A 12889-nucleotide genomic window follows, 5' to 3' on the forward strand; every position below is an offset into this window, starting at 1 on the left:
CTGTCCACCACGGAAACATGGCGAGCAATAACTCTGCTGAAACGGCGCTGTTTCATACTCACCTCATGGAACCTTCCGAAGCCCTTTGTCACTCAGCCAAAGCGTCACCCAAGTACCTCAACAGGTGATGCTTTTGTGAAGCAGATAAAAGAGCCTCTATGATCAACGTTCAGTCGTCATCCGGTCCCCCCCCTCTCACTCGCTCAAACGTGACAAGTTTGCCCGTTAAGCTTGTGCACTCAATAGCACCGCACGTCATCGAGCTGTTCAAAACCCTGAACGATCGCCAAACCCGGACCTCAGACGCGCCGCGTGTCACGCAACCGTCACAAACACAGCCGCTTATCGAACAGCTGCTCAGGTTCGCAGCTTCCCCGACACAGCCGAGCCTGGCCGAGCAGATCAGCCGCCTGGTTGAAAACACGCCCGAACCATTGACCGACCCCGCCCTGCGCAACAAGGTGGAGCAACGTCTGAACCAGCCAAGCGCGCTCAACCCACAAAAAACCTACGCCCAGCTTATCCAGACCCTACTCGACAATCCTCAGCGCGGCGCATCCAACACGAACAGGCTCGTGTCGCGTGCACGACGGGATTTGCAGAACCTTGAATCGGCCCCAGCCTCACGAGCCGCGGCAATCCGCGCGTTCGCCGACGCCCTGGTTGATCGGGGTGACCGGCAACTGGCTAGCAATGTCGCCAACAGCCTGATCCGCCAGCGCCTCGACAGCGAGAATCGGCGTTCAAACAATGAGTCCGACAAGGTCGCCGTGCCCGCCGATTCCACCTTCGGCCAAGCCTGGGGCGAGCTGGCTGACGCGCTGAATGCAGAGCCGTTCAAATCGTTTGCCGAAGCCCGGAATATCGACATCTCCCAACTGATCATCCACCCCAGTGGAATCCTGAGGGAACTGCGCAACAACCGGGTTATCAACTTCCATCCGCACAACGACGCCGACTGGGCAGCCGCTTCGGGAGCGGTACTGGCAGCCGTCAAGAAACTGAGTGGTGAGCGTGCAGACCCGATTGTGTTCTACGGCCGCACACAGGCATCGGCGTATAACATCGCCAGCTTCTATGGTTTACAGCTGGGTAGTATCAGTGGCAACGACACGCTGTTCAGCATTGGGCAACTTTTGCGCGACGGCACATTCACGGCTTTGAGCAATACAGACGAACTCTTTGCGGCTCGCTACGCGCCCATCAAACATCAACAGAGGGAGGCCGGCCGATACATTGCCCAGGCGCCGACGCAACGGTTGAACGAGCGCCTGGCTGAGTTCGCGCATGCGCCTGCAGCGCAGAAGGTCCAAGAGGCCGATCAGGCACTCGCGCGGCTGTGCAGTCATGGGCTCATGAAACTGGTGCCGGGAACCGGCGCAAACGAATTTCCCGTGATGATCAAAGACATTCCTGAATATTCGACCTTCAATCAGCTGCGCAAACAATTGGCAGCGGTATTGACTGGTGATGCCTTTACAGCCTTCGCGCGGGAAAAGAACCTTGACCCAGCCAGTATTTGGATCAACCCGGTCAGCGGTGACCTGACCGGTAAAGTCAATAACGTCGACACCACCTTTACCGCCAATGATCTGTCCGGTTGGTTCGAGGTCTGGTCCCAGATAAAGGGCGCGGTTCAACAGTGGGCCGGTGGATCGCAGGCGGACGTGACATACCCCTCGCCGACGGTCGCATCGCTGTACGATGTGATGCATTTTTACAACGAAAGCATTCCATCCCAGCAAGACACCCGCCAGCACGACTGGCGACAACGCCAGCTCATCGCCTTGCTGACCCGAAGCACCCAGATGACCCGAAACAACGGTTTCCAGGCGCTGCTCGCAGAGACCGGAAGCGACACCCAGGGTGTCAAGGCGCGTCAGCAGTCGGTCGTGCGACAACTCACCGACGCGCCCTTATCTCCCTCTCCCCTTGAGGCCCTCGCCGCGGCGGTCGAGGCCAGGCCGAACATCGCAGTAAGCCCCGTCGACACACACGTCGAAACCCTGGAAAACGCGGACAGCGCACTGGCCGTCACTGTGCACCAAGCCCTGCTCGAACTCAAAGCCGACCCAGGCAAGGCCACATCGAAAATGATTGAGTCGATACCGGCCAACAGCCTGTTCGGTCACTGGCAGGCTTATTTGGGCAAAGCACTAAAGGCACGCGGCTTTACCGAGTGGGCGCGCAAACACAACGTCGAGTTGACGTCGCTGCGTTTCGACCCCAGCGACAAGGCGCTGATCGGCACAGTCAATGGCGTTGACCAGCGCTTTACCGCCCAGGACTTTGCGCAAAAGTATCCCGAACATTTCGACGTACTCGCCCCCGTACTGAATGCCGCCGAGGTGTTCAGCGCCCATGGCAAGACCATCAAATTGGTTCAACCGAACAACAGCGCTCCGCTCGAGTGGCTGAGCAGTTTTTATGGCATCAGTAACGACCCCACCAGCATGGCATTCGCTCGGCAGACGGAGTCGATGGGGCGGACTCAACAGTTCCCCAAGCCGCCGGAACACCCGGAGCGCCTGCTCAATTGGCTGAACACTCAACGCACGGCAGTGGGCAACAGTAACGACCGATATGCGCTGATCGGCCAGTTGCAAAGCGGCATCATCAATCGCGACGAAACGCAGAACTCGATGCGCTTCGTGGTCGATCCGGATTCATCCCATCACCCCAAGGGCGTCAAGACCGCCAGGGCATTTCTGACTGAAAACGGCTGGAAGGTCCCGCAATGGAAAGCCGAGACCGACAACCTGTTATTGGCGTTGCGCACACCTTTACCGCAATCGCCGCCTCTGGGCAATCTCTGGGGCTTTTTGTCCACGGATATCTCGCTCAGCACCGAACAGCGCAGCGCAGTAGTACAGCACGTCAAGCAGGGCATTGGCGCCGAGCAAAGCCTGCTCAACTACCTCAGCAAAGCGGTGCCCGACCTCAGTACCGAGCCTGGGCAGGCATTGGAGCAATTACTGTCCACCGACACGGCATTAGCGTTTGCGACCACACTGCAGACGGCGATGAAAGGCGCGCCCACCACCACCAGCCTCAAGCAATGGCTATTGACCGCCCTGGTGCTGGAGATCGACCCAGCGGCCAGCACACGGCGCAATGAGGTGGCGGGCTTCGACTTTACGCGCAGCGAAAACTGGGGGATGAACAACGAGCAAATAGTTGAGCAATTCAACCAGCACTTGGCGGGCGTGGAAAACTCCGAGGCCAATCTCACCTCGATTGCCGGGCATGTGCTGATGGCTGGCATGGCGCCGCAGTTTCGGGTCAAGAACATTCCGTCCTCTCTTACCATGGGTTCACCCCAGTGGGTCGCCTTTGTAACAGCGGTAAACCGCATCGAACAATTGGCCCCCGGTGCAACGGTAGGCGCCGACTACGCGAAAATCATGGATTCCCACAGGATCAAACCAATATCAAGGCCTGAAGCACTTCGGCTGGTCACCGCTCAAATGGCTCCCGTCCTGGATTGGGCTGCCGCCAACAACGTCATCGGCCCAAGCGCCAATCATGTCTACACCCAAGCGCAACTGGAGCAAGCCTTCGCGCGTTTGAGCACCCAAACCAGCCAGGTCAGTGAGGCAACGCGCTTTTTACGCGATGTTCCCCCGCCTCAACGGCGGAAAATGACGGTTGAGCTCCTCAAGAAAGCCTTCCCGCACATGCCTTCTGAAGTCAAAGGCCTCTGGAGAGAGGACGGCACGCTCTACGGCACCGTGGCATCACCCGCTGAAGCCTATGAAGCCGGGCAACTGGGCGACACCTACAAGCCCGCAAACCTGATTGATAAATGGATGACCTCGGCGAACAAGCCAGCCTGGGAAGCCAGGGACCCGAACATTCCTATCCAGGCATTGCATGACCGCGCCGCCGAACTGCCCGATGTCAATGAGGCGTTTGACGCGGCTATCGAAAAAGACTACCCGGTGCGTCGTGGTCACTCGATCGTCATGATCAAGCATCTGCTATCCAAGCTGCCCCAGGAGGACCGTAGAAGCCTGGCATTCGGCCGTTTGGAGTATTTCAGCGTTCGAGAAGCCGACGCCGGACCCTGGCATAATGCGAACCCCAAACAAAATAAAAAGGGCAAAAAAGGCAGCCACGGCCTGATTATTCGCTCCACCGACAACGCCGGCAACGTGCGTGATTACGGGGTCTACCCTGATGCGGGGATAGTAAAAAGAATCAATGGGCTGCCAGCGGACATTCCCCTGGGCGGCACCAACAAGGCATTTGGCAAGATCTACGACGGGAAAGACGAGGGGGCGCACACGCTGCCCCTGGACTTTGCTGCGTTCAGCTCATCCGCACCGCCGCGCGACGGGGTCAGCACCAAGGTCATCGTTGAATCCATCACACCAAAGACGCAGATCGATGGGGAACTGGTCAGCCAAAGCAGGGCAACGTTCGGAACACCCGACCAGAGCGTAGCGCCTGGCTATTTCGATGCCGAACTCGAAGACGTTGCCACTGTCTGCATCGATTCTCACTTTCTGAAGAAAGACGAGTTCAAGGCCATCAATACCGGGTTCAACCACCTGGAAAAAGAAGACCCTGGCCTGGCTGAACGACTCAATGCTCTGGCCTGCATGATCCCCGGCGTCAGCAGTATTGAGGACGTGATTCGAGGCGATTATGACGCTGCCACCAAGGACCTTCTGAACGATGCACTGAGCATTATCATTCCTGAAGGGCTTGCACGATTAGGCTCGATGGCCGCGAGGGCATTTGAAGGTGCCGCCTCTGAGATAGGCAGAGGGTTAGTGCAGGTCGCAGAGTCGGGTGAGCGGCAGGCGATCAGGGACATGACCGTTGCCAGCGCCTCCAGATCTTTCGGCGCGACCCATCGTATGCAAGGTGGGCAACTGGCCGAACAGAGCGCGGGTAAATTTGCTCAGCCGGCCGATATGGCGGAAGGTATTCTGCGCTCCGGAGCCAATGAGCCGGTCAAACTCAGTGCGGTACGCCAGGACGGTAGCTGGTATGCCTATGACGCGAAAGCACAGACAGTTTACGGGCCTGTGCTGGAAGGCTTTGTATCGGATACATCGTCGACGCTGCGCCTGGAGACCTTTTCAGATGGCGCTCAAGCGCTGGTGGTTGATAAGCCGCTGGCTGCCGACGCGTACACCATCCCTCGCGCCAATGGCTTTGATCTGGTCAACGAAGGCAAGGTCTACAGATATGACCCGAGTAAGCCCGGTTTATTAACTGACCTGGAATCTGCTGACCATTTCACACCGCGCGATGATTTTGAAGCCTTCTGCCCTGCCCCCTCTCTACCTGGTAGAAGCAGGCGAGGCGCCAATGACGAATGTTTTGTGAAAGTCATCAATGACGTGGAGGGTGAACTCACGCAGGAGTTGCAAGCGCTTGAACACTGCCGCCTTTATCCCTCCCCAGGCAAATCCATTTTCAATAGAAGCCGATACACTATTTTCGAGCGACGCCTATATAAAGTAACTGAAAGTGATGTAGGCGCCCGATTGACACCTACACTTGAGACTGCCCCCATCACCTATAAGCCTATTATTAGCGGAGAAATAATAAACGCTCCTGAATTCGGCTTCTATGGTGGACTTTCGAGTCAAGCATTTGAAGCGGAAACGTGCGTTGTAAAATTGGGAAGCATAAGTCAAATCTGTAATGACCAGCGCGAAATACGTGGACTGATACTGTCGGATATGCATGGCGACAAACAACTGATTATAGAGGCTGACACCAATGTATTTTATCGAGCAAAACTAACGAAACCGCCGCAAAGCACTCTATTTTTTGTACAGTGTAAGTTCTCCCCCTTCGACACAGACCTTGTAAAAAAATATCGAGGAAAACTGACCTTACGTCAAAGCGGCACTGCGGGGCGGCCTATAGATGCCAACCTTGTTTCGCTACCCAAGCTGAATACCGCCTATAAAAATCTTGAAAAGTCAGGTTTTACAAAGGAGTCCATTGCTACGCTAAAGGATCGGTGCGCGCGCATGACAGCGGAGCAACAGCGGGAAGTGGCCTATCAACTGCTTCAACACGGTGCGATTGAGACACCTGTGGCCCTGAAGCCGGGTAAAGCTCTACCGCTGGAAATACCGGAAAATTTTTCGCAACGCCCCCTTGCAGCGCAAAACCAATTTTATGCAGAACAGGCAAAAAACTCCGTCCGTCAAGCGCTGAGCGCTACAGGCCTAGGCCCAAGTAATTTGGTACTCTCACCAAGCGACCTTGCAAGAGCGGATGCGGCACAGGAGGTTATTCTCTGGTTACGCAATGCATATTCCAAGCTCCCGTCTAATTACGGCGACTTGATCATCAAGTCAGGGGCCGGAAATTGCGGAGAGATGAGCATTCTTTCAGCCGACCTCATCAATAAAAGTGGCGGGCGAGCTTACCGCTGGGAAGCAGGGGATGCCCATGCACTAACAATTGTGGGTGGCCCCTCTACCCGCCCTCGGCCAACAATCGATTTCTCCGAACCTGAATGGGCAGATGCATGGGTCGTGGATCCGTGGGCGAATATCGCATGTCGCGCCTCTGAGTACACTAAAGAGCTACGAGTGGTAATGAATAAATGGAATGAAAGTGGCTTGGTTATTCGTGAGGGTAATAATTTGAAAATGAGCCCGTTGGATGACACTTGGATTGATACGCTCATCAATAAGCCAAAAAGCCCGGTCAAGAGTGCCTATCAATAGAAAATAGGCATTGCACCTCTTCGGGCGCCTGAGCGGCGCTCGAAGACTATCAGTGCAAAAAAGTATCAGTCCCAGTGCTCCCAAGGATTTGTCACCGCCGCTTTTGAAGGCTGTAATCAACGCACACTCTTCCTGTCTCCTTGTAGGAAGACACAACAACAATAACCGTCCTTCTGTAGCCCCCTGGGCGCGGAAATGGAGTGCGCGATGAAGTTCACAGTAAAAACTCTGCTTGCCTGTTCTTGCATGACTGCATGCATGACCCTCAGCGCCGTCAGCCTTGGCGCGCAAACCCTGACCATTGCCACCGTCAACAACAGCGACATGATCCGCATGCAGAAGCTCTCGAAAACCTTCGAGGCCGAGCACCCGGAGATCAAGCTGAACTGGGTGGTGCTCGAAGAAAACGTCCTGCGCCAACGCCTCACCACCGACATCGCCACCCAGGGCGGGCAGTTTGATGTATTGACCATCGGCATGTACGAAGCCGCACTGTGGGGCGCCAAGGGTTGGCTGGAACCGATGAAAGACCTGCCGGTGTCCTATGACCTTGATGACGTGTTCCCTTCGGTGCGTGATGGTTTGTCCGTCAAAGGCTCCTTGTATGCCCTGCCGTTCTACGCCGAAAGCTCGATCACCTATTACCGCACCGACCTGTTCAAGGACGCCGGGCTGACCATGCCTGAGCACCCGACCTGGAGCCAGATCGGCGAATTTGCCGCCAAGCTCACCGACAAGTCCAAAGAGCAATATGGCCTGTGCCTGCGCGGCAAAGCCGGTTGGGGTGAGAACATGGCGCTGATCACCACCCTGGCCAACGGCTTCGGCGCGCGCTGGTTCGATGAGAAGTGGCAGCCGGAATTCAACGGCCCCGAGTGGAAGAACGCGCTGAACTTCTACGTCGACAACATGAAGAAATCCGGCCCGCCGGGTGCTTCCAGCAACGGCTTCAACGAGAACCTGGCACTGTTCAACAGCGGCAAGTGCGCGATCTGGGTGGATGCCAGCGTGGCGGGCTCGTTTGTTACCGACAAGAGCCAGAGCAAGGTCGCCGAGCATGTCGGCTTCACGTTTGCGCCCCACGAGAAGACCGACAAGGGCACGTCATGGTTGTATTCCTGGAGCCTGGCGATCCCGACCAGCTCCAAGGCCAAGGACGCCGCCAAGGTATTCACCACCTGGGCAACCTCCAAGGAATACGGCCAGCTTGTGGCCAAGACCGATGGCATCGCCAACGTACCACCGGGCACACGCACCTCGACCTACAGCGAGGAGTACATGAAGGCTGCGCCGTTCGCCAAGGTGACGCTGGAATCGCTGAAAGTGGCCGACCCGACCAAGCCGACCGAGAAACCGGTGCCGTATATCGGTATCCAGTTGGTGACCATTCCGGAATTCCAGGCGATTGGTACCCAGGTGGGCAAGTTCTTCTCGGGTGCGCTGACCGGTCAGCAGAGCGTCGATGCTGCATTGACCGCCGCGCAGACCACCACCGAGCGGGAAATGAAGCGGGCTGGTTATCCCAAGTAACCCAGCTTCACCCGCGCAAATGTAGGAGCAGGGCTTTTGTGGGCGCTGGCTTGCCCGCGATGCAAACAACTCGGTCTATGAGTAGCACCGAGGCGATGCCATCGCAGGCAAGCCAGCTCCCACAGTGACCGCGCTCCGACGCAGGTTCTGTAGGCATCTGACTGGTTCTGATCACCATGAATACACCTCCAAAAAACCGCCTGGCCAACCCCGGCTGGTTTCTCGTCAGCCCCTCGGTGGCCTTGCTGCTGCTGTGGATGATCGTGCCGCTGGGCATGACCCTGTACTTTTCGCTGATCCGCTACAACCTGCTCTACCCCGGCGAAAACCAATTCGTGGGGCTGGAGAACTTCAGCTACTTCATCACCGACTCCGGGTTCCTGCCTGGCGCCACCAATACCCTATTGCTGGTAGGCAGCGTATTGCTGATCAGCGTGGTGTTGGGCGTGTTGATCAGTGCCCTGCTGGAGGCCAGTGAATTCCTCGGGCGCGGCATCGTGAGGGTGATGCTGATTTCGCCGTTCTTCATCATGCCCACCGTCGGCGCGTTGATCTGGAAGAATCTGATTTTCCATCCGGTGTCGGGGATTCTCGCCGCGGTGTGGAAGTTCTTCGGCGCCGAACCGGTGGACTGGCTGGCGCATTACCCGCTGCTGTCGATCATCATCATTGTCTCGTGGCAATGGCTGCCCTTCGCGATCCTGCTGCTGATGACCGCGATGCAGTCACTAGACCAAGAGCAAAAGGAAGCGGCACGCCTGGACGGTGCCGGCGCCATTGCGATTTTCTGGCACCTGACCCTGCCCCACCTGGCCCGCCCGATTGCCGTGGTGGTGATGATCGAAACCATCTTCCTGCTCTCGGTGTTCGCCGAAATCTTCACCACCACCAACGGTGGCCCCGGCTACGCCTCGACCAACCTCGCCTACCTGATCTACAACCAGGCGCTGGTGCAGTTCGACGTGGGCATGGCCTCGGCCGGCGGCTTGATTGCCGTGGTCATCGCCAATATCGCGGCGATCATCCTGGTGCGGATGATCGGCAAAAACCTGACTGACAAGCCTTGAGGGCCGCGCCATGACGCTTCAACAATCCCGCCGCCTGCAAAGCCTGTTGCTCGGCACGTTGGCCTGGGCCATTGCGATCCTGATTTTCTTCCCGATCTTCTGGATGGTGCTGACCAGTTTCAAGACCGAAATCGACGCGTTCGCCACGCCGCCGCAGTTCATCTTTACGCCGACGCTGGAGAACTACCTGCACATCAACGAGCGCAGCAACTACTTTGCCTACGCCTGGAACTCGGTGGTGATTTCGTTCAGCGCCACCGCCCTGTGCCTGCTGATTTCGGTACCGGCCGCCTACTCCATGGCGTTCTACGAAACCCAGCGCACCAAGGGCACGCTGCTGTGGATGCTGTCCACCAAGATGCTGCCGCCGGTGGGCGTGCTGATGCCGATCTACCTGTTGGCCAAGAGCTTTGGCCTGTTGGATACGCGCATTGCGCTGATCATCATCTACACCCTGATCAACCTGCCGATTGTGGTGTGGATGGTGTACACCTACTTCAAGGACATCCCCAAGGACATCCTCGAAGCCGCCCGCCTGGACGGCGCCACCCTGTGGCAGGAAATGGTGCGCGTGCTGCTGCCAATCGCCAAGGGTGGCCTGGCGTCCACGGTACTGCTGTCGTTGATCCTGTGCTGGAACGAGGCGTTCTGGTCGCTGAACCTGACCTCCTCCAGCGCCGCGCCGTTGACCGCCTTGATCGCCTCCTACTCCAGCCCCGAAGGCTTGTTCTGGGCCAAGCTGTCCGCCGTCTCGACCCTGGCCTGCGCGCCGATCCTGATCTTTGGCTGGATCAGCCAGAAGCAGTTGGTACGCGGTTTGTCCTTTGGCGCCGTCAAATAATAATTCGAAAAGGAGGCCCATCATGGCCAACCTGAAAATCAAGAATCTGCAAAAAGGCTTCGAAGGTTTTTCCATCATCAAGGGCATCGACCTGGAAGTGAACGACAAGGAATTCGTGGTGTTCGTCGGCCCGTCGGGCTGTGGCAAATCCACCCTGCTGCGCCTGATCGCCGGCCTGGAAGAGGTCAGCGACGGCACCATCGAACTCGATGGCCGCGACATCACCGAAGTCACCCCGGCCAAGCGCGACCTGGCCATGGTGTTCCAGACCTACGCGCTGTACCCGCACATGAGCGTGCGCAAGAACATGTCGTTTGCCCTGGACCTGGCGGGCGTCGACAAGAAGCTGGTCGAGAGCAAAGTCAGCGAAGCGGCACGCATCCTTGAGCTGGGGCCTTTGCTGGAGCGCAAGCCCAAGCAACTCTCGGGTGGCCAGCGCCAGCGCGTGGCGATTGGCCGAGCGATTGTGCGCAACCCGAAGATCTTCCTGTTCGACGAACCGCTGTCCAACCTCGACGCCGCCCTGCGCGTGCAGATGCGCCTGGAGCTGGCGCGCCTGCATAAAGAACTGCAAGCCACCATGATCTACGTGACCCACGACCAGGTCGAAGCCATGACCCTGGCCGACAAGGTGGTGGTGCTCAACAGTGGACGCATCGAACAGGTCGGCTCGCCGCTGGAGCTGTACCACCAGCCTGCCAACCTGTTTGTGGCCGGTTTTCTCGGCACGCCGAAGATGGGCTTCCTCAAGGGCCAGGTCACCCGCGTCGACAGCCAAGGCTGTGAGGTGCAACTGGACGCCGGCACCCTGATCAGCCTGCCGTTGAGCGGCGCCACCCTGAGCGTGGGCAGCGCGGTAACCCTGGGCATTCGCCCGGAACATCTGGAAATCGCCGCGCCAGGGCAAACCACCCTGACCGTGACCGCTGACGTCGGCGAGCGCCTGGGCAGCGACACCTTCTGCCACGTCATCACCCGCAACGGCGAACCGCTGACCATGCGTATCCGTGGCGACATGGCCAGCCAATACGGCGAAACGCTGCAGTTGCACCTGGACCCGGCGCACTGCCATCTGTTCGACACCGATGGCGTAGCCGTGGCCCGTCCACTGCGCGCTGCCGCCTGATTTCGTGAGTATTTCCAGATGAAATTGAATAAAGCCAACCTCACCCAACTGGCGCCCGAAGTGCAGGTGCCGACCTACGCGCTTGCCGATATCCGCCAGGGCATCGCGCACATTGGCGTCGGCGGTTTCCACCGTGCGCACCAGGCGTTCTACACCGATGCCCTGATGAACACCGGCGAGGGCCTGGACTGGGGCATCTGCGGCGTCGGCCTGCGCAGTGAAGACCGCAAGGCCCGCGACGACCTGGCCGGCCAGGATTATTTGTTCACCCTGTATGAACTGGGCGACACCGACGACACGCAAGTGCGCGTGATCGGCTCGATCAGCGACATGCTGCTGGCCGAAGACGGCGCCCAGGCGCTGATCGATAAACTTGCCAGCCCCCAGATCCGCATCGTCTCGCTGACCATCACCGAAGGCGGCTACTGCATCGACGACAGCAACGGCGAGTTCATGGCCCACCTGCCGCAGATCCAGCATGACCTGGCGCACCCGAGAGCGCCGAAAACCGTGTTCGGCTTTATCTGCGCCGCGCTGACCCAGCGCCGCGCCGCTGGCACCCCGGCCTTTACGGTGATGTCCTGCGATAACCTGCCCCACAACGGCGCCGTCACCCGCAAGGCCTTGCTGGCCTTCGCCGCCCTGCACGACGCGGGGCTGCATGACTGGATCAAGGCCAACGTGAGCTTCCCAAACGCCATGGTTGACCGCATCACGCCCATGACCAGCACCGCCCACCGCCTGCAACTGCATGACCAGCACGGGATCGACGATGCCTGGCCGGTGGTGTGCGAGCCGTTTGTGCAGTGGGTGCTGGAAGACAAATTCGTCAACGGCCGCCCGGCCTGGGAAAAGGTCGGCGTGCAGTTCACCGATGACGTCACGCCTTACGAAGAAATGAAGATCGGCCTGCTCAACGGCAGCCACCTGGCCCTCACGTACCTGGGGTTCCTCAAGGGCTACCGGTTCGTTCACGAGACCATGAACGACCCCGTGTTCGTGGCGTACATGCGCGCCTACATGGACCTGGACGTCACGCCGAACCTGGCGCCGGTACCTGGTATCGACCTGACCGAATACAAGCAGACCCTGGTGGATCGCTTTTCCAACCAGGCGATTGCCGACCAGTTGGAGCGCGTATGCTCCGATGGTTCATCGAAGTTTCCCAAGTTCACCGTGCCGACCATCAACCGCCTGATCGCCGACGCCCGCGACACGGACCGTGCCGCCCTGGTGGTGGCGGCCTGGGCGCTGTATTTGAAAGGCGTGGATGAAAACGGCGCGCGCTACAGCATCCCGGACCCACGGGCAGCGTTCTGCCAGGAGCTGGTGAGCGATGACGCGCTGATCAGCCAGCGATTGCTGGGGGTGGAAGATATTTTTGGCACGGCTATTCCCAAGTCGGCGGCGTTTGTGACAGCGTTCCAGCGTTGCTATGAAAGCCTGCGCGACAAAGGCGTCACCGCCACACTGCAAAACCTCCTGAACAAACCGGATTAAACATGTGGGAGCTGGCTTGCCTGCGATAGCGGTGGTCCAGTCAACCCTGCGGTGATTGCCAGACCGCTATCGCAGGCAAGCCAGCTCCCACATTGACCGTATTTTCAATCCAACAATAAGA

Annotated in this window: 6 protein-coding genes; all 6 read left to right on the forward strand. The window is 58.3% G+C overall.

From position 1 onward, the window contains the following. Positions 1 to 158 precede the first annotated feature (158 nt). The 6 genes from GIV35_RS14305 to GIV35_RS14330 all read left to right on the forward strand — a co-directional run bounded on the left by GIV35_RS14305 (position 159) and on the right by GIV35_RS14330 (position 12768). The gene (locus GIV35_RS14305; protein ID WP_236264424.1) at positions 159 to 6704 is read left to right on the forward strand and encodes a hypothetical protein; all 6546 of its coding nucleotides are present in this window, start codon (positions 159 to 161) and stop codon (positions 6702 to 6704) included. A 207-nt stretch (positions 6705 to 6911) separates the two neighbouring features. Beyond that, positions 6912 to 8234 (forward strand): ABC transporter substrate-binding protein, encoded by a 1323-nt coding sequence (locus GIV35_RS14310; protein WP_105226720.1) that lies wholly within the window; start codon positions 6912 to 6914, stop codon positions 8232 to 8234. Positions 8235 to 8410: 176 nt separating this feature from the next. Continuing rightward, entirely contained in the window at positions 8411 to 9301 is an 891-nt protein-coding gene (locus GIV35_RS14315) for a carbohydrate ABC transporter permease (protein WP_105226719.1), read from the forward strand. Positions 9302 to 9311: 10 nt separating this feature from the next. Further along, positions 9312 to 10142 carry a carbohydrate ABC transporter permease gene (locus GIV35_RS14320; RefSeq protein ID WP_005788583.1) on the forward strand — a complete coding sequence of 277 codons (831 nt, stop codon included), beginning with the start codon at positions 9312 to 9314 and terminating at the stop codon, positions 10140 to 10142. 22 nt (positions 10143 to 10164) lie between these two features. Then, positions 10165 to 11268 (forward strand): ABC transporter ATP-binding protein, encoded by a 1104-nt coding sequence (locus GIV35_RS14325; RefSeq protein ID WP_057977216.1) that lies wholly within the window; start codon positions 10165 to 10167, stop codon positions 11266 to 11268. A gap of 18 nt (positions 11269 to 11286) precedes the next feature. Then, the gene (locus tag GIV35_RS14330) at positions 11287 to 12768 is read left to right on the forward strand and encodes a mannitol dehydrogenase family protein (RefSeq protein ID WP_236264425.1); all 1482 of its coding nucleotides are present in this window, start codon (positions 11287 to 11289) and stop codon (positions 12766 to 12768) included. Positions 12769 to 12889: the final 121 nt, after the last annotated feature.

Origin of the sequence: Pseudomonas sp. PA-1-6B (assembly GCF_021609545.1) — a bacterium.
In the GTDB taxonomy this organism is placed as follows: domain Bacteria; phylum Pseudomonadota; class Gammaproteobacteria; order Pseudomonadales; family Pseudomonadaceae; genus Aquipseudomonas; species Aquipseudomonas fluorescens_BV.